This is a genomic window from Desulfovibrio sp. 86 (assembly GCF_902702915.1).
Classification (GTDB): domain Bacteria; phylum Desulfobacterota; class Desulfovibrionia; order Desulfovibrionales; family Desulfovibrionaceae; genus Desulfovibrio.
This window is the reverse complement of sequence record NZ_LR738849.1, coordinates 2,620,001-2,640,229: the sequence shown is the minus strand read 5'-3', so window position 1 is coordinate 2,640,229 and position 20,229 is coordinate 2,620,001. Positions and strand designations below refer to the sequence as shown.

The 20,229-nt window shown below is 54.5% G+C and carries 16 protein-coding genes, 1 tRNA gene and 2 rRNA genes (1 of these 19 running past the window's edge); 4 read left to right on the top strand and 15 right to left on the bottom strand.

Annotated features, from left to right (window positions below; translation table 11 throughout):
- Positions 1-9: 9 nt before the first annotated feature.
- The 5 genes from DESU86_RS10810 to sdhA form a co-directional block, all read right to left on the bottom strand.
- The gene (locus DESU86_RS10810) at positions 10-861 is read right to left on the bottom strand and encodes a respiratory chain complex I subunit 1 family protein (RefSeq protein WP_179981046.1); all 852 of its coding nucleotides are present in this window, start codon (positions 859-861) and stop codon (positions 10-12) included.
- Positions 861-2,816, bottom strand: coding sequence for an NADH-quinone oxidoreductase subunit 5 family protein (locus tag DESU86_RS10805; protein ID WP_179981045.1), 1,956 nt, complete (start codon positions 2,814-2,816; stop codon positions 861-863). Before DESU86_RS10805 ends, DESU86_RS10810 begins: the two co-directional genes overlap by 1 nt.
- Positions 2,817-3,986: 1,170 nt before the next feature.
- On the bottom strand, positions 3,987-4,841 hold the full coding sequence (gene sdhE, locus DESU86_RS10800; RefSeq protein ID WP_179981044.1) for an 8-methylmenaquinol:fumarate reductase membrane anchor subunit: 855 nt from the start codon (positions 4,839-4,841) through the stop codon (positions 3,987-3,989).
- A 4-nt stretch (positions 4,842-4,845) separates the two neighbouring features.
- A complete protein-coding gene (gene sdhB / locus DESU86_RS10795) occupies positions 4,846-5,805 on the bottom strand; it encodes an 8-methylmenaquinol:fumarate reductase iron-sulfur subunit (protein WP_179981043.1) in 960 nt (319 codons plus the stop codon).
- The gene (gene sdhA / locus DESU86_RS10790; RefSeq protein WP_179981042.1) at positions 5,805-7,637 is read right to left on the bottom strand and encodes an 8-methylmenaquinol:fumarate reductase flavoprotein subunit; all 1,833 of its coding nucleotides are present in this window, start codon (positions 7,635-7,637) and stop codon (positions 5,805-5,807) included. Before sdhA ends, sdhB begins: the two co-directional genes overlap by 1 nt.
- A gap of 674 nt (positions 7,638-8,311) precedes the next feature.
- On the opposite strand from sdhA, the gene DESU86_RS10785 reads away from it, so the two are divergent.
- The 4 genes from DESU86_RS10785 to DESU86_RS10770 all read left to right on the top strand — a co-directional run bounded on the left by DESU86_RS10785 (position 8,312) and on the right by DESU86_RS10770 (position 12,300).
- Positions 8,312-9,793 (top strand): sensor domain-containing diguanylate cyclase, encoded by a 1,482-nt coding sequence (locus tag DESU86_RS10785; RefSeq protein WP_179981041.1) that lies wholly within the window; start codon positions 8,312-8,314, stop codon positions 9,791-9,793.
- A gap of 494 nt (positions 9,794-10,287) precedes the next feature.
- The gene (locus tag DESU86_RS10780) at positions 10,288-10,836 is read left to right on the top strand and encodes an N-acetyltransferase (protein WP_179981040.1); all 549 of its coding nucleotides are present in this window, start codon (positions 10,288-10,290) and stop codon (positions 10,834-10,836) included.
- A gap of 122 nt (positions 10,837-10,958) precedes the next feature.
- A complete protein-coding gene (gene argF, locus DESU86_RS10775; protein WP_179981039.1) occupies positions 10,959-11,978 on the top strand; it encodes an ornithine carbamoyltransferase in 1,020 nt (339 codons plus the stop codon).
- Positions 11,979-12,223: 245 nt separating this feature from the next.
- Positions 12,224-12,300 (top strand) — tRNA-Arg (locus DESU86_RS10770).
- A gap of 176 nt (positions 12,301-12,476) precedes the next feature.
- Here DESU86_RS10770 and DESU86_RS10765 read toward each other — a convergent pair.
- The 10 genes from DESU86_RS10765 to DESU86_RS10720 form a co-directional block, all read right to left on the bottom strand.
- Entirely contained in the window at positions 12,477-12,704 is a 228-nt protein-coding gene (locus DESU86_RS10765) for a hypothetical protein (RefSeq protein WP_179981038.1), read from the bottom strand.
- 466 nt (positions 12,705-13,170) lie between these two features.
- The gene (locus DESU86_RS10760; protein WP_179981037.1) at positions 13,171-13,527 is read right to left on the bottom strand and encodes a helix-turn-helix domain-containing protein; all 357 of its coding nucleotides are present in this window, start codon (positions 13,525-13,527) and stop codon (positions 13,171-13,173) included.
- The gene (locus tag DESU86_RS10755) at positions 13,496-13,774 is read right to left on the bottom strand and encodes a type II toxin-antitoxin system RelE family toxin (protein ID WP_179981036.1); all 279 of its coding nucleotides are present in this window, start codon (positions 13,772-13,774) and stop codon (positions 13,496-13,498) included. Before DESU86_RS10755 ends, DESU86_RS10760 begins: the two co-directional genes overlap by 32 nt.
- A gap of 379 nt (positions 13,775-14,153) precedes the next feature.
- Complete coding sequence (locus tag DESU86_RS10750; RefSeq protein WP_179981035.1) at positions 14,154-14,360, bottom strand: tautomerase family protein; 207 nt, start codon at positions 14,358-14,360, stop codon at positions 14,154-14,156.
- Between the two features lie 64 nt (positions 14,361-14,424).
- A complete protein-coding gene (locus tag DESU86_RS10745) occupies positions 14,425-15,474 on the bottom strand; it encodes an aminotransferase-like domain-containing protein (RefSeq protein WP_232088424.1) in 1,050 nt (349 codons plus the stop codon).
- Positions 15,475-15,986: 512 nt separating this feature from the next.
- Positions 15,987-16,427, bottom strand: coding sequence for an acyl-CoA thioesterase (locus tag DESU86_RS10740; RefSeq protein ID WP_179981033.1), 441 nt, complete (start codon positions 16,425-16,427; stop codon positions 15,987-15,989).
- 311 nt (positions 16,428-16,738) lie between these two features.
- On the bottom strand, positions 16,739-17,521 hold the full coding sequence (locus DESU86_RS10735) for an IS3 family transposase (RefSeq protein ID WP_232088390.1): 783 nt from the start codon (positions 17,519-17,521) through the stop codon (positions 16,739-16,741).
- A complete protein-coding gene (locus DESU86_RS10730; protein ID WP_179979275.1) occupies positions 17,515-17,781 on the bottom strand; it encodes a transposase in 267 nt (88 codons plus the stop codon). The genes DESU86_RS10735 and DESU86_RS10730 overlap by 7 nt, the downstream gene beginning before the upstream one ends.
- Before the next feature lie 226 nt (positions 17,782-18,007).
- Positions 18,008-18,122 (bottom strand): 5S ribosomal RNA (rrf, locus tag DESU86_RS10725).
- 46 nt (positions 18,123-18,168) lie between these two features.
- Positions 18,169-20,229: ribosomal RNA gene (locus DESU86_RS10720) — 23S ribosomal RNA — on the bottom strand; it runs 872 nt beyond the window's last position.

Genomic DNA, 20,229 nt, shown 5'->3' with positions numbered 1-20,229 from the left:
CCTGCCTCCTTACGCCACATACAGCCATAACAGATTAACCAGGGCCAATCCCATGCCGAGCAGCAGAGACTTCTTCTGCACCATCCACTGCCAGGTGAGCCGGGCCGTGACGTTATCGATGAGAATTTCCGTGAACAGCGAGGCGACCACCAGCGTGGCCATGCCAATGACGCTGGTATGCCAGAACATGGCGCAAAGCCCGAGAATGAGTATCAGGTCAAGCCAGTGGGCCACTTCAATGATGCCCAGGAACGGCCCCGAATATTCGGTCTGCACGCCCTTGACCAGTTCCTGATGGCCGTGATGGCTGGCCGAGATATCAAAGGGCGACTTGCGCAGCTTGATGGTCAGGGCATAGCCGAGAGCCAGGAACAGCAAGGGCATCTTGAGCAGCAGGGGCTGATCCTGCGCAAAGACGGCTTCAATTGAGAAGGAACCCGTGCACATGGCAAAGCCCACAAACACCAGAATGAGAATGGGCTCATAGGCCAGCATGAGCAAAAGTTCGCGCTGTGCGCCAATGTTGCTGTACGGCGAGGGCACGCACAGCGCGCCCACCACCTGAAAGACCGCGCCCACCGTGAGCACGAAGAACAACAACAGCAGGTCGCCGCCCATAAAGAAGATGAGCAGGGCCAGAGCCGAGGAAATAAGCGTCATATAGGCGCTGAAAACCAGCCACGCGTTGGTGACGTAGGCTTCTTTGCCGAACAGTTTGAGCACATCATAAAAAGGCTGAAGCAGAGGCGGCCCAAGACGCGATTGCAGGCGCGCCGTGACGCGACGGTCCACCCCGGTCAGCAGCCCCCCTACCAGGGGCGACAAGATCAATCCGCCGATAGCACTGAGGATGGACAGCATCAGAGCAGACCTCCTACCAGGACGATGAGAAAGGCCGTGGAAATAATATCAATGGCCCTTGTGATGGTGCCTTCGCCAAAGTACTGAGACAGATAGAAGTTGGACAGGCGCACGGGTTCAAAGGCGTTCATGGGCCCCTTGAAGCCTATCTGCCCTGCCTGCTCCTGCGTCAGGCCGGAGAAGTACGGTTGCGTGTGCGCCCCGTTGGGCACCTTTCTGGCAACCCGCCAGGCGAGCCAGGCTCCGAGGCCCAGCAGGATGAAGAGCATATATATCCAGAAATACCCCGCACCGCCCGTGAGCGACGCGCCGGGGATGAAGCCTTCGGGCTTGAGGCCGAAACGGGCGTACACGCCAGCAACGGAAGGTTCCACAAAGGTCTTCAGCACCATCGGGGAAAAGAAGGAGAACACGATGGCAAGGCCGCAGAGCGAACGCAGCGCGAACATGACCGAAGCCTTGGGATTACCGTGCACCGGCCGTTCGTGCAGATTGGCCGAAGAAACCAGAATGCCGGCCCAGCGTGCCCAGAACAGCACCGTGAAGGCCGACCCCAGCGCAATGAAGAAGATGATGGGCGTCATGGCCTGGGTAGCGCGCGCGATGGCCTCAATGGCCATCCACTTGCCTATGAGCATGCCGAAGGGCGGCAGCATCATTGTAAAGATGCCAATGGCCGTAATAATGGCCGTGCGGGGCATCTTGCTGTACAGACCGCGCATGTCTTCGATATCGCGCGAACCGATGCGCTGTTCAATGGCGCCCACGCACATGAAGAGCAGGCCTTTGGACACGGAGTGGTAGATAATGATGGTTGTGGCCGCCATCATGGACGCTGCGGTGTTTATGCCCACACAGGCGATAATCAGGCCAAGGTTGGCGATGGTGGAATAGGCCAGAATCTTTTTGGCGTTACTCTGACTGACCGCGAGAATGCAGGTGCCCACAAAGGTGAATGCGCCGAACAGCGCCACAATGGTGGACATGGTGGTATCTGCAAAGGCCGGGGCCATGCGCAGCAAAAGATAGGTGCCAGCCTTGACCATGGTGGCGGAGTGCAGCAGGGCCGAAACCGGAGTGGGAGCCACCATGGCTCCGCACAGCCAGCTTTCAAACGGCACCTGGGCCGACTTTGTAAAGGCTGCCAGACAGAAAAAGGCGAAAGGCAGCAGCATGGCCGTGCTCTTTACATCCATGGCCGTCATTTTTTGCAGGACGATTTCAGTGGACAGCGTGCCGAGGCTCTTCTGGACAAAAAGCATGGCCGAAACAAAGGCGAGGCCACCAAGAACGTTCATCCACAAGGCGCGATAAGCATTGGCATTGGCTTCTTGCGTCTGATCATGACTGATAAGCAAATAGGAACAGAGCGTCGTTACTTCCCAGAAAAAGAACATCCACGAAAGATTGTTGGAAAGTACCAGGCCATTCATGGCCCCAAGAAAACAGAATATAATGGCGAAAAAACGGGGTTTGCGCGATACGCGCAAATGCAGATGTTCTTCATGAATATCCATATAGCCCAGGCCGTAAATGGTGATAAGACCACCCACGACGGAGATGATGATAACCATGATAAGCGAAAGGCCATCAGGCGCAAAAGCCGTGATGGGGGCTGCTCCGTCCGCGAGAACGAACTTCAGATAGAGCAGGCCCACCAGTTGCAGCGCCGTCATGCCCATGACCGTTCTGCTGCCGAGTTTCCAGCCCAGTCCCAGAATATAGAGCAGCAACAACAGATCAAGCAGGCTGAACAGGCTGTCCAGCGGTATGCCGCAGAATGATTCCGCCTCCAGGCGGAACGTGCCGTAAGATCCCATGATCACGGCTGCCAGCGCCATTACCGCAACCGCTGCAGGCACGAGAAGCTTGCGGGTGCGGTCAAGCTGTGTGAAATAGAGTACAAGCGCTACAATGAAAGGCAGCGCCACACAGCAAAAAACAAGTGTATTCATAATTTTTGCCCCACTACATTGCGAGTTGTGAAAATATTCACCCTAAAATCGTTTCTCACAACATAAAACTAATGTTCTTCCTCCTTCCTTCCCAATACATTTCACGTTTTCTAGAGTTAAACGAACTGGCATTTTGCGTCAATAAGAAAGAAAATTTCTTCATTCATTGATTAAACAGTCCATAAAAATTTCGTGTCGTTACTTGCCCTTCGCTTAATACGCCTTGCTTTTTTTTGCTTTCAAAACAGCGCGTCCTGCACTGCTCCCCTCTGCGCTTCTTTTCCCGCCCTGCCTCAAAAGTTACTTTGTGGTCATAGTGTCGTGCAAATGGCATTTCGCGCAAACTCTATCCTGGCGGTTCATGTGACAATAAGTACAGTCCAGCCCTACGTGCAACAGTTGCCCTAACAGAGTGATGCAGCATGACACAGTTCAGAAAAAAAATGCTCACGCCGCCAGTTTCATCTGTGCAGTGAACGAAAGTACAGCGCTTCGGTCTGATTTTTTACGTTCTGTGCACTGTCCTTCCGGCGCATGCGCCTTGCGCCGGAAGGGAGCTGATACACGTTGAGATTCCGGCTGTCTGCAAGGGACTGTCTGCAACATCCCCATTTAAATTGGAACCAGCGTTATAATATACTAAAATACCATAAAAGTTTCAGGGGTGGGGGCGTGGGGGAGGAGACTCTTTTCAAAAGGGTCTCCTCCCCCACAAAGCACTGCAACGTGACGCCCACCCCATTCAGACCCTAAACCTGCCACTCATGTACCCCTTTTGCGTTAAAACACAAAGGCGGCCCTTTTCATGCCGGAAGCGGGTATTGCCGCGCTTGCCGGATGAAAAGGACCGCCTGACATTGCGGCTCTAGACCATTTACACCTGAAATGCTCGCGTGCGGCAGGCAAAAGCCTGCCTACTCGCATTTCGTGGCAAGGATTTTCAGAAAAATCCTTGCAGAACAGTTAACTCATTTCATGAGTCAACTGCTCTAAAAACGCCGTCAACTCTAAGGTGTCAGGGAAGCACTGATTAAAGAGCCTCCTGGAAACGCGCTGGTATTTCCTTTGGCAAGGCGCGATCTTATTTTGAAGCAGGCAGTGGACTCTTCCGTCCTCCACTGTTTCAAAAAAATGAAGCAATGCCGCCAAAGGAAATACATCAGCGTTTCCTTAGCCGAGCTTGGTGGCGTCAATGACGTTGTAATCAAGCCCCAGCTGCTTGCCGGGGATGCCAAGGGCCAGGCCCACAAACTGCGAAAGGTGCAGCACGGGCACGCGAGCCTTGGACTTGCTTATTTCCTGTGCGTTGTCCTGATAGATGTCCAGCTGCATCTGGCAGAGGGGACAAGGGGTGACAATGCAGTTTGCGCCGCCGGCAGCGGCGTCGTTGACGATTTCGCTGGTCATGTGCATGACGGATTTTTCCGCCGGGTAGACGGCATGAAAACCGCAGCAGTCCAGCCGCTTGGCAAAGGGCGCGGTCTGTGCGCCCACGGCGCTGACAATGGTTTCAAAGCTTGAGGGATTCACGGAGCTTTCGAAGCCGAGGGCCGATTCCGGCCGCAGGCTGTGGCAGCCATAGAACGCCGCCACTTTAAGCCCTGTGAGCGGTTTGACGACCTTGGACTTGAGCACGTCGGCATTCTGGGCCAGCACCCAAAGCAGGCTGGTCACATCGCTGGTGCCTTTGTAGGCCATGTTGCCCTTGGCCAGAAAGGTATTGATGCGGTCTTTCTGCCCGCCGTCCAGTTCCGCCTTGGCGCGGCGCAACATGAGCAGACAGGTGCTGCACGATGTGAGTATGGGCAGCCCCATCTGTTCGGCCAGCGCCAGGTTGCGCGCGTTGGCCACCAGGGTTGCCACGTGGTCCACGTCCTGAGCCTGCGAAGCGCCACAACAGCTCCAGCCGGGGATCTCCTTGAGCGTGATGCCCAGGACAGGGGCCACAGCTTCAAGGGCCATCTTGGATTCCTTGGCGGCCTGAGTCAGCACGCAGCCGGGAAAAAAGGCATATTCGGTCTGCATACGGTTACTCCTTCGCAGCGGCGTGCGCCGCCTCAATCATCTTCACAAGGGCATCGTGCCCCTCAATGGTTTCGCCGCCGAACACTTCCAGCGGATTCATCTTGCCCTGCCGCAGCAGGGTGATGGCCATGCCCGCTCTGCTCAGGGTGCTGACGCCCTCGGTGCGCAGGGCAAGCCGCACTTCATTAAGCCTGCCGGAATCGTCCACCAGGTCCGTATAGAAGGACTTGGCATGGGCGGGGCCAACGCCCTCGGTCATGCCCTTGGACATGACCATGGCGCGCATGGCCGCGATGTCGTCGGCGGAGCTGATGCCCTTGGGGCAACGGTTGGCGCATTCCTGACAGTGCACGCAGTTCCACAGGCCGCCAGCCACAGAAGGCTTGCCGTGCAGCAGGGGATCCTTGGTGCGCGAGTCATTGGCCACACGCCAGGCGTGCGTGAACACGAAGGGTTCCATATAGTCGCGGTTGTCGGCGGTGAGCTTGTTGCACTCCGAAGCACAGCAGCCGCAGATGATGCAGTCCCACTGCTTCTTGATGCGGTCAAATTCCGCCTGGGTCTGGCGGCAGCCTTCCTTCTCGGAGAATTCGGACTTGGCCACCATGCCGGGATGGATTTTACGCAGGTTGTCCACCGCGGGTTCCCAGTCCACCACCAGGTCTGAAATGACCTTGAAATTGGCCAGGGGCGAAATGCGGAACGTATCCGTGCCATAGGTTTTCATGAGGTCGTCCATCTTGGTGTCGCAGGCCAGAATGGCATGGCCGTTGACCCTCACGCCGCACGCGCCGCAAATGGCGCAACGACAGGACGCCGTGAAATTCAGCGTGGGGTCCTGGGTCTGCTTGATGAACAACAGGGTATTGAGCACCGTCTTGCCCGCCACATCGTCGGTGGCAAGGGTGTAGGCCTGCTCATAGTGTTTTTTGCCGTCAAAGCGGTCAATAATAAGGGTAGCCATCAGTATTTCCGCTCCTCAGGCTTGAATTTGGTGATTTGCACATCTTTCCAGCCCATGTGCAGCTTGCCGCCCTCATCCATGGTGACCATGCTGTGCTTGAGGTAGTTGGCGTCATCACGCTTGGGATAGTCCTCGCGCGTGTGGGCGCCACGGGATTCTTTGCGTTCTGTGGCGGCAAGGCAGGCGGCCTGGGCCAGTTGCAGCATATTCCCCAGCTCCACGTATTCCGTGAACACGGAGTTGAAGACAGGGTTGGCGTTGGGCACGCGCAGGGCATCATAGCGCGCGCGCATCTCGTCCAAGGTGCCAGCCAGAGAGGCAAGCTTGGCCTCGGTACGGAAGATGCCCATGTTGTCCCAGAGCTGTGCGCCCATTTCTTCGCGCAGGGCATACAGATCCTTGGCGTCGCCTCCGCTTGTGACATTCCTGAAGCGGCTCTGCCACTGGTCCGTCAGATCGGCCAGGCCCTTGCCCGCACTCTGATCAGCCGTGGTCGCATAGGCGGCAGCGCCGTTTCCGGCGATCTTTCCTGTCACCACCGCATCGGCCAGAGAGTTGCCGCCCAGGCGGTTGGCGCCGTGGATGGACACGCAGGAAGCCTCGCCAGCGGTAAACAGGCCGGGCATGGGGGTGGACATGTCGTCAAACTTGGACACGGCAATACCGCCCATGGAATAGTGCGCCGTGGGGCGGATGATCATGGGCTTGTCCACAAGATCTATGTTTTCAAACAGCTTGCCGACGTGGCGGATCTGGGGAAGGTCATTGATGATCTTGTTCCTGCCCAGATGCACGAGATCCAGCAGCACATAGGATTCCAGCCCATGGCCATAGCCACGGCCTTCGCGGATTTCGGTTTCAATGGCGCGGGCCACGATGTCGCGCGGGGCCAGTTCCATCTTGGCCGCCGCATAGTTTTTCATGAAGCGCTCGCCCTTGTTGTTGAGCAGATAGCCGCCCTCTCCACGCGCCGCCTCGGTGATAAGCACGCCGCCGTGCACCACGCCCGTGGGGTGGAACTGGATCATTTCCGGATCCGCGAAAGGCACGCCTGCGCGCAGGGCCGCCGCCACGCCGTCGCCGGTGGCGATGTACGGGGTGGACGTGCGGTTCCAGAAGATGCGGGTATATCCACCCGTGGCCAGCACCACGGCCTTGGCGCGCACCGGGGCGATTTCTCCGGTACGGATGTTGCGCAGCACCGCGCCTTCGCAACGGCCGCTGTCAACGCCAAGATCCAGCAGTTCGTAATCCATGAGGAACTTCACGCCATGGGTCAGGGCCTCGTCCAGACAGACATGGGCCACAATATGGCCCGTCTTGTCGGCGGAATAGTTGCAGCGCACCTTGGACGCGCCGCCAAACGGCCGGGCCTTTACCCTGCCGTCTTCCGTGCGAGAGAAAGGCATGCCCAGGTAGTCCAGTTCCAGGATCGTGGGGCCGGCCTGCTCGCAGAACTTGAGCGTGGCATCCTGGTCCACAAGGTAGTCGCCGCCTTTGACGGTGTCATAGCAGTGCAGATCGTAGGAATCGCCCTTGCTGAAATCCGTAACCCCGTTGATGCCGCCTTCGGCCATACAGGTGGCATTGCGGGAGGGCATGCATTTGCTGACCACCACCACGTTGAGCTTGGGATTTTTTTTCATGGCGGCCACAGCGGCGCGCAATCCCGCACCGCCCGAGCCGATTATAAGGATGTCACATGTGGCCATGGGGCCAACACCAGTAACGGCAGCCAGGGCCTTGTCAAGGCCGCTGGCGCTCACCGTCAGCGCACTGAGGGTGATACAGGCCGATTGCAGAAATTTTCTGCGGGTAAACTGTTGCGTCATAAAATAATCCTCAGAGGTAAATGAATGTCTCTGGCAACCTGGGCGGGGCCATGCCTTATATCCGCCAGGCCGCAGGACTGAGGCATCCGTTCATTGCAGACCGTTTGCACAATCAAACAGCATGTCGCTCACACTGCTTGTACCTTACCGCACCACATGGTTAAGAGTAAATAGCCTTAATAACGTGCTGGAAAAGAACAGAATTTTTTCTGGCATGAAAATCATCCGGCAAAAATATCCCAACCTCTCTGTGGCATCTTCTCAGAACACGCCTGAATAAAACACCTATAAGAAAACCTATTAAAATTCATGCTAAAAAAGGCGCATAGTGCCCTACCAGTAAAATTTTAAAACTTTTGTAGTTCGCAAAAATGGGACACAAAGCTTATACTGGACGGCAAGCCTTATGAAATCTGCCTGAATAAAAAACAAAAACATATGCTTCCGCGCACACACCTTCCAGTTGGCCCCAAAAGCGGGACAATCAGGCGCTGCAGCTCACCTGCGCGCGCCTGAACAGATGCCGCACGCAGGTTCGAACAATTTTAAAAAAAACACACTAACAGATTGGAATAAAACAGAATATCAGGCGATAACTTGACACGGCTGTTTTATTTCTTGCCAATAAATAGATTAAGGTATTTAATATACATATCATTCTGTAGAGGATAGGCATGTACAGAAGCAAGCAGCAGATTAAACGCATCTACGCCATAGCCTTTCTTGTCGGCGGCCTTTTCCTTGTCTGCAGCCTCATGCTGCTGCGGCACGCGACCAGGCAAATCGAACAGATAAACATAATACACCTGTATGAAACCACAACGCAGTTGCGAATACTACTGCAACGCCAGTTGGCGCAAAATTTTCAGACCCTTCACGGGCTCGCCACCACGGTCAGCTACATGCCGCAGCAAAAAACGCTTCCGCTGCATAAAGAAATCAGCAACAACAGCAACTTTACCCACATCGGACTCATCGCGCCCTCGGGTCGGGGCGATGTGGCTGATGCGCAGGGCGTTGTCGCCCACGACGTGGACTTTTCCGAAGAGGATTCGTTTCGCACGGCCCTCGCGGGAGGAGCGGCGCTCTCCCCTCCGCGCAAAAATCCCTTCGGCCCAGGTCAGGTGATCTATTGCACGGTGCCCGTGCCCAGTGATGAGCACGTCAGCCATGTGCTGATCGGGCTGACCAGGGCGGAAGTTTTTTTAAACATTCTCAGCACGCCCCTTTTCAATGCCAAAGGCTTTGCGGGGCTGATTGACGCGCAGGGGCATTTTATTCTGTCCTCAGACCTTGGCCCCGCCAGCGGCGTGGAGAGCATTTTTGACCTTGGCCATATGAATGAGGCCGACCAGCATGACGCTTTGAACAAGCTGACTCAGGGGCATAGACACTATTTTTTGTATCATGATGAAAACAAGCAGTACCTGGCGGCGTTTGACCCCATTCAGAACAACAACTGGTTTCTTTTCTGCGCGGTGCCGCTGGACGCGCTGGATCTCGTCTCTCCCCTGCTGCTGTATGGTGGAGGCATTGTCACCATTCTGGCGCTGATCTGCTTTCTCTTCCTGGCCTGGCGCGTATACCGGCTGACCGAGTGGCGCGACCGCCAACTGCACAAGCTGGCTTTTGTTGACCCTGTAACCGGCGGTATCAACAGTCATCGGCTGCAACTGGAAGCAGCGGAACTTTTGCAAAAAAACCCGGAAACGATCTTTGCCATTTGGCTGGCAGACATAAAGAATTTCAAATTTTACAACAAAATGCTCGGGGGCGAGGCGGGCGACAAAGAATTGCGGCGTATCGCGCGCATACTTGAAAAAAACTGCCGTGGCCCGCTTGCCCGCTGCTGCCACATCACGGGCGATACTTTTGCCGGAATTATGCCTTTTACAGGCCATGAAAACATGGTCGCCACCTTCGCTCAAACCGCCAGCGAGATAGAGAGCGGCGCACACCAGCCCTCCAATGGTTTTTCCCTTCACCTGTATGCGGGCATTTACACGACAGATACCATTGAGGAAGAAGAGCTGCCCTTTATGGAAATGCTAAACAGAGCCAGCATCGCCCTGCTTGTGGCAAAAACTGCGGAAGAAAGCACTTTTCGCTTTTATACTGAAGATATCTGCGAGCATGCCCTGAATTTCTGCAACTAGCGCATTATCACTTTGAAATACGTTAACATGCCCTCACGCTGCACACGAGTGTCGCGTGAGAGCATGTTCTTTCTTCAATGGAAGAATGCTCCAAGCTGCTGCGTCTGCGCATAGTCGCCCGTTAGGCATGCACGCCTGAGCGCGCCGATTGCCTCACGGCGCAGCCGCAGGCTGTCTGCATCTTTGCGCATGGCACGTCACAACAGCGCATGCAGTGCTGTTTTACGGCACGCCCACTTTGCTCTTGTCCCTCCTTCCCATCCGGCCAGTTTACGCCATGCGGTTCGCCCTGCACACACAGCCGCTGGCCAATACCCCGCCAGTACCCCGCAGCCCAAAAGTATCTTGCGCCCGAAAACCAATAGTGCTATGTAAAATCTTTGTTTCAAAATTTCGCCGTATACGGCTTGCGTTTTTCAGGTTGTGCCTGCCGCCGGGCATTCCCAGGCTGGCGGTTTTCAATTCTTTACCCCCCAGAAACAGAGGCAAAAAAGATGCCCATCGCCATTCCGCGCTCAGGCGCTGATGATAGGCCCATTGTTCCCGATGTCTGCATAAGCGACCTTTCAAAGCTGGTCATCCGGTCCGCTACGGTCGAGGATGTGCACGGCATGTCGGCGCTTATCAACCAGTATGCTTCAGCTAACGTCATGCTGGCCCGTGGCCCCCAGTACCTGTACCAGCACATACAGGACTACATGGTGGCCACAGCTCCCGCAGCGGACGGCGGCCGCGATGTCATCGTGGCCTGTGGCGCCGTGCACGTTCTCTGGGCCGACCTGGGCGAAATCCGCTCTGTGGCGGTGCATCCGTCCTGCCAGGGACAGGGTTTTGGCAAGCGCCTTGTGTCAATGCTGGTGGAGCGTTGCCGCAGCCTTGCACTGCCGAGGGTCTTTGTTTTTACTCTCGTGCCGGACTTCTTCGCCAAATGCGGCTTCAAGGAATTTGACAGGGACGACATGCCCCCAAGCGTTTGGGTCGAATGCAGCAAATGCCCCAAATTCTACTGCTGTGACGAAATAGCCATGCTTCTGCCGCTATGACGTACCGCGCCGTTTTGACGGCGCGACCGGCAGCACGAAAAAAACGGCTTTAATCAGTACAGCAGGGCCAGCCAGTTTTACCATAGGCAGGCCCCTCACTCCATTCAAAGGCGGAACAGCGCATGAACAGACTGCAAAAAAGAGACTTTCTGAAGGAAACTGACTTCACGCCGGAAGATCTCACCTATCTGCTGGATCTGGCGGCCAACCTCAAGCAGGCCAAGAAAGCGCGCCGGGAGCCAAAGTTTTTGCGGGACAAAAACATTGTCATCCTGTTTGAAAAAGATTCCACCAGAACCCGCTGTTCCTTTGAAGTGGCTGCGTATGACCAGGGCGCGAACATAACCTATCTTGGACCTTCCGGCTCGCAGATGGGCAAAAAAGAGTCGCTGGCAGACACCGCCCGTGTGCTTTCCCGTTTTTATGACGGCATCGAATACCGCGGCTTTGGCCAGGAAAGGGTTGAAGCGCTGGCCGAACATGCTTCTGTGCCGGTGTGGAACGGGCTGACCAATGAATGGCACCCCACACAGCTTCTGGCGGACGTACTGACCATGCGCGAATGCTGCCCCAAGCCGCTGAACCGTCAGACCATGGCCTATCTCGGCGACGCGCGCTATAATATGGGCAATTCGCTTATGGTTGGCTCTGCCCTGCTGGGCGTGGACTTTCGTTCTGTGGCCCCTCGGGCGCTGTGGACCTCTGACGAGGTGTATGAGATAGCCTGCCAGATCGCCCAAAAAACCGGGGCCCGTATCAGCCGCACAGAGAGCGTGGAAGATGGCGTTCGCGACTGCGACTTTCTGTCAACGGACGTATGGGTCTCCATGGGCGAACCCGACGACGTGTGGAAAGAGCGCATAGAACTGCTCACCCCCTACCGCATCACTGGCGACACCATGCGCCTGACGGGCAATGACGACTGCAAGTTTCTGCATTGCCTGCCAAGCTTCCACAACCGCAGCACGGCCGTTGGCGAAGAAATCTTCCAGCGGTTCGGCATTGATTGCATGGAAGTCAACGACGAGGTTTTTGAATCGCCGCGCAATATGGCCTTTGAAGAGGCGGAAAACCGCCTGCACACCATCAAGGCCGTGATGGTGGCCACCCTGGCTGAAGAGCCGCTTGTTTTCAACAAGTAACAAAGCCTGGCAACGCACGGCTGGCAGAAAAACGAAGCAGGTCTGTCCGGCCGGAGAGCCCAAGCCGCGAGTCAGGGTTTGAAGAACCTATAAGCATCGCTGCTTGCAGCCAGCCTGCTGCCCGCATATGCCTTTCGTCAGGGTAAGATCGAATATGCCTGTCGTCAGAGTAAGATATTGACGAGCAGTGGCGCTGTCCCTATAGTGGTGCGCCATATCGCCGGATGCCAATGCATGCGGATCACGCGCCCGTAGCTCAGTTGGACAGAGCAGGAGCCTTCTAAGCTCTTGGTCAGGGGTTCGATTCCTCTCGGGCGCGCCAATAAAATTAAGGGTTTACAGTAATATAACTGTAAACCCTTTTTCTGTCCCCTCTTTCTTCCCCATTTTTTTCCGTCCAATTCCACACGCCCCGCCATTGCTCGGGCAGGGTTGACCTAACCTGCCTGCAGCAGGTTCGCAAACACCTTTGCCCCACCCATCTGTCCGGCGGCAGTATTAGCAACCTGATTTGATTTCCTTAACCATGATATCGAGAACTTCTTGCCCGATCTTAAGGTCTTCGATTGATGATTTTACTTCTTGCAGTTCATTGGCAATGCTATCCAGCCTATCTTTCCCGCTCATTTCGTCAAGTCTTCCGCGTGTGTAGCCTCGCGCGTGCATCACGCATCCCCCAGCGATAGCTCCTACAATCAGCCCAATCATTGTGCTAATTCCATCCATAAATTACTCCACAATTTTGCCTGTTGTCTGCTGTCAGGCACCATGCCCACGGAGAATTCACATGAAAAGCTTCAATCAAAACATCATCAAACACAAGACCGGACTTCTGAATCTCGCCGCCGGACTCGGCAATGTTTCCAAGGCATGCCGAGTCAAAGGGAGGCTTGACACACATTGAGATCCGCAACTTTCCTCAATGAAAAATAACTTCAAGCATGGCATTACGTGCGTAATTGCTTTAACCTGCCGACTAAGCAGAAATCTTCTCCCGACTTTTGCCCATTTCTTTTTAGTCGCCCTATTACACACGCTATAATGAAATTCCTTACCTGGCTGTCACTAACTAGAAGTTTTAGTTTTTTTAGATAGATGGATGCTATCCCCCCGCCACGCACTGACAGAACGCAAAAAAGCCTTCCCGACGAAACGAGAAGGCTTTCAAAAGACCTACTATGTGATGTTGATGCTATACGGTCAGCAGGCGGCGGGGATCAATGTTCAGGGCATCGGCCAGCAGGCGGGCGTTCTTCTTGCCAATGGGGCGCTTGCCGTTTTCCATTTCGCTGATATGCCGGGCGGGAATGCCCGTTGCTTCCGCAAGCTGCGCTTGGGTCAAATCTTCCCGATAGCGCGCCCCCCTCAGATAAACGGTGGGCCTTTCCTCCTTGCTGAAGGGGAACACTTCCTCAATGGAATATGCTTCTTTTTCTTCGGCAATGCCCTTCAGGCGCATGAAGGCGCGCACCTCTGAAACCAGCGCCGGCGGAACCGCGAAGGAAAGGTTCACAGTTTCAATAGGGGGCTTTTTCGTGCGTTCCAGCATAAAGCACCTCGATCAGTTTGATCTTTTTATCCGTCACCTGCCATACGGCCACATAACAGGGCTTGCCCTTTTTAATATGGCAATGATGGCGACTGTCAGAAAGTTTGCTATAATTAGGCCACTGGCCCTGTACCGGGCCGGATTGTTGTATGTCGGCGATCAAAAGAAACAAGGCATCGTATGCAGGTCGCGGCAAATCCTGAATTTGCTTCCGAGCACGCTTCAGGATGGTCACAGTCCAATTCATGTCCTGCCCCTTTTGCCCTTTATTTACTATTTTTTAGTAAGTCGTCAAGGGGTGAATTTTCAGCTCCGTTCCTGCCGCGCTAATATCCATGCAGGTATCAATTACGCTGGCTGCCTTGCGCAAAGCCTCATCCCGCAAATGGCTATACTACTAGGTCATGGCAGGGCTTTCGTGCATGAGCAGCTTTTGAGGCTGTAAATGTCAACCTGGCGCTGCTGATGAGCATGCTTGCATAGACATGCCGCACATGCAGAGGGCGGAAGTCTTTGGGCAGCTCGTCCTTGTCGCGCCCCTGGGGGCCATACGGCGAAAGTCCTGACGCTGCCCTGCATCCTTGCCGGAAACACAAAGGGGCTTGCCTGTACTGCCCCCGTTACAGCTACCCCATCTTTCTTCGTTCGGTGATGCTCTGCCCGCCAATACCCCAGTTGTCCATGTCCACCTCTTCAATAATGACCACGGTGGTGGCAGGATTTTTGTTCAGCACGCGAACCAGCAGATCTGTCACGCCCTTGATGAGTTCTGCCTTCTGCTCCGCAGTTGGAGCCTCTTTGCCGCCTGTCACCTTGATATTCACGAATGGCATATGGCCCTCCAGTTTTTTGTGCGCCTGTGCCGTGGCCCGGCACCCTGCCGGGGGAGTGCAACTTTTACTGCGCGTCGGCCAGGTGGTCGTTCAGCACATCAGCAATGATGGCAACGCCTTCTTCAATACGGGCTTCTTCCATATTGGAAAAGTTCAGGCGCAGGGTATTTTCCTGCCCGCCGTTTGGAAAAAATGGCCCGCCTGGTACAAAAGCGACTTTGCGCTGTATGCAGGCATCAAGGATACCACGGGAATCCATTGATTTTGGCAAGGTCACCCAGGCAAAAAGCCCTCCTTCGGGCCGCGTGAAGCGAACACCCTGAGGAAAATGACGCCCCAGAGCAGAAAGCAGAACATCCCGCCTGTTTTTATACACGCCAAGAATGTTCTTGATGTGAGCATCAATATCATGCTTTTCCAGATAGGCAGCGATTACGGCCTGGACAAAAGTATTGCTTTGCAGATCAACGCCTTGCTTAACAAGAACGTATTTTTGCACAATGTTTTTGTTGCCGGCTACCCAACCAATTCTAAAACCCGGACAGAGTATTTTTGAGAACGACCCAAAAGAAATGACCCAGCCTTCTCTGTCAAACGACTGCACTGACGGAAGAAATTCACCTTCAAAGCGCAGTTCGCCATAGGGATTGTCCTCCAGAACCACAACCCTGTGCTGGGCGGCCAGTTCGGCAAGCCGCTGGCGACGGTCCAAACTCATGGTTCGCCCTGTGGGATTCTGGAAATTGGGGATCACATAAATCCCCTTGACCCTCGTGGTGGTTTCAAGAAGTTTGGCAAGATCATCCATGCGCATGCCGTCCTCATCGGTGGGCACTTCCACAAAACGGCAGCCATATGCCCTGAAGGCGGTAATCGCCGCAAGATAGGTCGGACTTTCGCACAGAATGACGTCGCCTTCATCAATAAAGACCTTGCCGCTGAGATCCAGCCCCTGCTGCGAACCATTGGTTATCAAGATATTGTCTTCACCAAAAGCAGTGCCCAATGTGGCGTTCATTCTGCCTGCTATCCATTGACGTAAAGGAAGGTATCCTTCGGTGGTGGCATACTGCAAAGCTCTTTGTCCGTCGTGCGCAAGCACTGAAACACACATGTCGCTAATGGCTTCAGTGGGAAAAAGCTCCGGCGCGGGCAAGCCTCCAGCAAAGGATATAACATCAGGCTGTTCGGTAATCTTTAAAAGCTCGCGTATTTCAGACGCTTTTAAATTTGAAATTCTTTGCGCGTAGGCAGTGTTCATTGCTGCACCTTCGGAAGTAAAAGAAATTGCGTGGAACACCTATCCTCGTTGCTTAATAGTACAAAAGCAAGCAAAACAGCTACAGTATTTACCAAACGAAACTCAACTGGCGCAAAACAATAGGGCTGCAGTTGTGAGGCAACAGCAAGTCAGGCGCAAGAAATGCGACAAAGAGCAAGGAGGAGCGGGCGGAAGCCACCTGCCGCCACGCTGCCGCGACCCCACCAATTTTTGCATGTCCGCAAAAGCCGTTCGCATTATTTCCGGGTCTACAGTTGGGAACAGATCCCGCATGCGCATGCGAGTTCAGGAATCGTACCCGGCGAGCAAGTTTTGCGGATGCGTGGTTCCACAGGCAAACCGCTTTACGTCAGCAAAAAATCTTTGGCCCCATTGTCGTCAGCAATGCATTCAAACACTGCCTTGAGTTCATCGGGTATTCTGACCGGCCGCCCACTGGTGAGGTCGATGTATACCCACTGCGTTTCGGCCTCAACCAGCACGGCATCATCAGATTCCCGCACAAAGCGGTAACGGCGTACACACTGGCGAGAGGCGAATGAGGCTATCCAAGTGGCCGCCACAATGTTCTCACCAAGTACAGCCGGGCGCTTGTAGACAACAGAATGACGCCGCACTACCCAGCCCTGCGCCAGTTCCTCATAGCGGGCCATGTCCCATCCCTTGGCGGCAGTGTGCGCCGTGGCCAGATCCTGCATCCACTGCACATAGCAAACATTGTTGACCCGGCCCTGCCTGTCGATATCATGGTCGGCTATATGTATTTTTTGTCTGAAAATGGACATCCAAATCACTCCAATGCGTACGCTGTGTTGGATACAGAATACGCTGAAACTCTTCAAAAAAAAAGACCGGTCATGCTGGATGGATGTGGAAGCCAGCAATCAAGGAGATGTCTTTACCGAATTCCCATTCAAGGCAAAAGCGCTCGCTGGCGTTGCGCGGCGCGGAGGGAGATCGCCGAGCGTAACGAGGAAGCTCCCGCAGCAGAGGCCGCGCAGCCCTCGCGGGCGTAAAGTTTTGGAAAGCCTCGGGGGGGCGTCCGGGGGGAGTGCAGAGGGGGCCTCGGAGGGGCACATGTAATGCCCCCCATGGATCAAGCAGCCTTTAAGGGAGTATCCTTCCGGTTTTTACGAGCCTGCTGATGCACGCATTGCGGGGTCTTCCAGCCAAGCGCCGAGTGCAGGTACGTGGTGTTAAAAAGTTCTATCCAGTCAGAAAGCTCGTCGGCCAGGTGCTCAAGGCTGCGCCATTCGCGCAACCAAAAGAGTTCTTCCTTAATTGTGCGCATTGTCCGTTCAGTATCCGCGTTTCCTTTGGGATTGTTGTAGCTGGTGAATGCCTGTGTGATGCCTAATGTCGCGCATTCACGCACAAAAGCCTTTCCTGTCGGTTGGCAGCCGTTATCACTCATCAGGCTCAAGCCCTGTTCTCGGACGCCTTCGGGAAAGTGCGCTTGAATGCCCATCTCCAGGGCTTGCAGCCACTCATGACTTCGGCTTTGGTAGCCAGCATGATGGCCGACGATCTTTTTGGAAAACCAGTCCACTACCAGAACAACATACACCCAGCCACCTTCCGTCATGACCTTGGTCATATCGATGCCCCACCACTGGCAGGGCCGAACAGGACGCGGCTTGCTTCCGCCGGGGGTTCGCTTTGCTCGCAAGGTTGCTCTCCTAACGCCCAGGCCATGCAGACGCATCAAGCGTTCCACACGTTTGGCGTTGACGTTCATGCCGTTTTTATGCCGGAGAGTAGCCCACACGCGGCGGTAGCCCCAAAAAGGATGCTCCATTTTAAGGGCTTCGATCAGCGGCAAGAGCTCGGCATCGCGCTGAAGCTGAGTCTGGCCGGTTCGCCGCCTGTCGCTTACCAGTCGTTTTTTTTTAATTCCAGCGTCAACTCGCCAACGGCCTGCTTAAGTTTTTGGTTCTCTGCCGTGAGGCGCTCTTCCCGGCGGTTTGTCGTGCCGGTTTCGAAGGCTTGGGCGGCATTGGCCAAAAACGTATCTCGCCAGCGGTAGTACATGCTCTGAGTGATTTGATACTCACTGCAAAGGCTTGCCACAGAACGCCCCTGCAATCCTTCAAGCACGATGCGAGCTTTGCTTTTACTGTCCCAGATACGGCGTTTCATGTTTCCTCCAGGGCTGGAAGAAAACTACCTTAACAGGACGGCCTTGTTAATGGGGGGCAGTATACACAGCCCCTAACAGGCCCCTTCTGCCGCCCGCCGCGCAGGCGGCCCAAATGAAGGATATGGGAAACGGCAAGGAATCAGGCTGCATTAAATGAAAGGAAGATCTAGCTACAGAACAGCAAAAAGCCCTTCGCGCTGTAGCAGCGAAGGGCTTTTTAAAAGATGTTGGCAGCGGCCTACTTTCCCACATGACGTTATGCAGTATCATCGGCGATGGAGAGCTTAACTTCCAAGTTCGGAATGGGATTGGGTGTACCCTCTCCTCCATGGCTACCAACAAAGTTGTCAAATATTTAATTGACAGGGAAGGAAGGAGTTTTTTTCATAAACAAGCCGCACGGGCTATTAGTACTGGTCAGCTCCGCATCTCGCGACGCTTCCACCTCCAGCCTATCAACGAGGTAGTCTACCTCGGCCCTTCAGGGATTGCTCCAGGGAGAACTTATCTTAAGGCAGGCTTCCCGCTTAGATGCTTTCAGCGGTTATCCCTTCCGCACATAGCTACCCTGCTGTGCCGTTGGCACGACAACAGGTCCACCAGGGGTGCGTCCATCCCGGTCCTCTCGTACTAGGGACAGGCCCTTTCAATTCTCCAGCGCCCACAGAAGATAGGGACCAAACTGTCTCACGACGTTTTAAACCCAGCTCGCGTACCACTTTAAACGGCGAACAGCCGTACCCTTGGGACCTGCTTCAGCCCCAGGATGTGATGAGCCGACATCGAGGTGCCAAACCGCATCGTCGATGTGAACTCTTGGATGCGATCAGCCTGTTATCCCCGGCGTACCTTTTATCCAATGAGCGATGGCCCTTCCATTCGGGACCACCGGATCACTAACACCTACTTTCGTACCTGCTCGAGATGTCTCTCTTGCAGTCAAGCTCCCTTATGCGTTTGCACTCGACGGCTGGTTTCCAATCAGCCTGAGGGAACCTTTGCATGCCTCCGTTACACTTTAGGAGGCGACCGCCCCAGTCAAACTACCCACCAGACACTGTTCCCTCACCGGATAACGGTAGAGGGTTAGGGACCTGAAAAAACAAGGGTGGTATTTCAACAATGACTCCCCCCATACTAGCGTACAGGGTTCACAGTCTCCCACCTATCCTACACATGCAGTTCCAAATCCCAATGTCAAGCTATAGTAAAGGTGCACAGGGTCTTTCCGTCTTTCTGCGGGTACACGGCATTTTCACCGCGACTTCAATTTCACCGAGTCTCTGGCCGAGACAGTGTGGAGATCGTTACGCCATTCGTGCAGGTCGGAACTTACCCGACAAGGAATTTCGCTACCTTAGGACCGTTATAGTTACGGCCGCCGTTTACCGGGGCTTCAATTCAAAGCTTCGCTTGCGCTGACCTCTCCTTTTAACCTTCCGGCACCGGGCAGGCGTCAGTCCGTATACGTCGTCTTTAGGACTTCGCACAGACCTATGTTTTTAGTAAACAGTCGCCACCACCATTTCACTGCGGCTCCCTCAGGCTCATTAAGTGAATCAATTTCACCCGAAGGAGCACCCCTTCTTCCGAAGGTACGGGGTTATTTTGCCGAGTTCCTTGGCCAGAGTTCTCTCGAGCGCCTTGGATTATTCATCCCACCCACCTGAGTTGGTTTTCGGTACGGTTTGCATGTTCTATACTTAGAAGCTTTTCTAGGCAGTATAGGCTCAATGGCTTCAGACCTTACGGTCACGGACTCGCGTCTCAGCGTAAAGAAGTGCGGATTTGCCTACACCTCACGCCTACCTGCTTGCACCGGGTAATCCAACACCCGGACCATCTACCTTTCTGCGTCCCTCCATCGCGCGAACATACAAGTACGTGAATATTAACACGTTTCCCATCAACTACGCCTTTCAGCCTCGCCTTAGGGACCGACTAACCCTGGGAAGATTACCTTTACCCAGGAAACCTTGGGTTTACGGCGAACGGGTTTTTCACCCGTTTTATCGTTACTCATGTCAGCATAATCACTTCTCCACAGTCCAGCATGCTTTACAACACACCTTCAGCCCGTGAAGAACGCTCCCCTACCAGACCGCATACGCGGAATTCAAAGCTTCGGTACTATGCTTAGCCCCGTTACATTTTCGGCGCAACGTCATTAGACCAGTGAGCTATTACGCTTTCTTTAAACGATGGCTGCTTCTAAGCCAACGTCCTGGGTGTCTCTACAACGTCACCACCTTAACCACTGAGCATAGATTTGGAGACCTTAGCTGTTGATCTGGGCTCTTACCCTCTCGACAATGGACCTTAGCACCCACTGTCTGACTCCCATGGTACATCTGACCGGCATTCTGAGTTTGAAAGAGTTTGGTAATCTGGTAGGACCCCTAGCTCTGTCAGTGCTTTACCTCCGGTAGACAATCCATGAGGCTATA

Coding starts and splice junctions, on each gene's coding strand:
- DESU86_RS10810 (WP_179981046.1), bottom strand. CDS start 861: ATGCTGTCCATCCTCAGTGCTATCGGCGGATTGATCTTGTCGCCCCTG.
- DESU86_RS10805 (WP_179981045.1), bottom strand. CDS start 2,816: ATGAATACACTTGTTTTTTGCTGTGTGGCGCTGCCTTTCATTGTAGCG.
- sdhE (WP_179981044.1), bottom strand. CDS start 4,841: ATGCAGACCGAATATGCCTTTTTTCCCGGCTGCGTGCTGACTCAGGCC.
- sdhB (WP_179981043.1), bottom strand. CDS start 5,805: ATGGCTACCCTTATTATTGACCGCTTTGACGGCAAAAAACACTATGAG.
- sdhA (WP_179981042.1), bottom strand. CDS start 7,637: ATGACGCAACAGTTTACCCGCAGAAAATTTCTGCAATCGGCCTGTATC.
- DESU86_RS10785 (WP_179981041.1), top strand. CDS start 8,312: ATGTACAGAAGCAAGCAGCAGATTAAACGCATCTACGCCATAGCCTTT.
- DESU86_RS10780 (WP_179981040.1), top strand. CDS start 10,288: ATGCCCATCGCCATTCCGCGCTCAGGCGCTGATGATAGGCCCATTGTT.
- argF (WP_179981039.1), top strand. CDS start 10,959: ATGAACAGACTGCAAAAAAGAGACTTTCTGAAGGAAACTGACTTCACG.
- DESU86_RS10765 (WP_179981038.1), bottom strand. CDS start 12,704: ATGGATGGAATTAGCACAATGATTGGGCTGATTGTAGGAGCTATCGCT.
- DESU86_RS10760 (WP_179981037.1), bottom strand. CDS start 13,527: ATGCTGGAACGCACGAAAAAGCCCCCTATTGAAACTGTGAACCTTTCC.
- DESU86_RS10755 (WP_179981036.1), bottom strand. CDS start 13,774: ATGAATTGGACTGTGACCATCCTGAAGCGTGCTCGGAAGCAAATTCAG.
- DESU86_RS10750 (WP_179981035.1), bottom strand. CDS start 14,360: ATGCCATTCGTGAATATCAAGGTGACAGGCGGCAAAGAGGCTCCAACT.
- DESU86_RS10745 (WP_232088424.1), bottom strand. CDS start 15,474: ATGTGTGTTTCAGTGCTTGCGCACGACGGACAAAGAGCTTTGCAGTAT.
- DESU86_RS10740 (WP_179981033.1), bottom strand. CDS start 16,427: ATGTCCATTTTCAGACAAAAAATACATATAGCCGACCATGATATCGAC.
- DESU86_RS10730 (WP_179979275.1), bottom strand. CDS start 17,781: ATGAAACGCCGTATCTGGGACAGTAAAAGCAAAGCTCGCATCGTGCTT.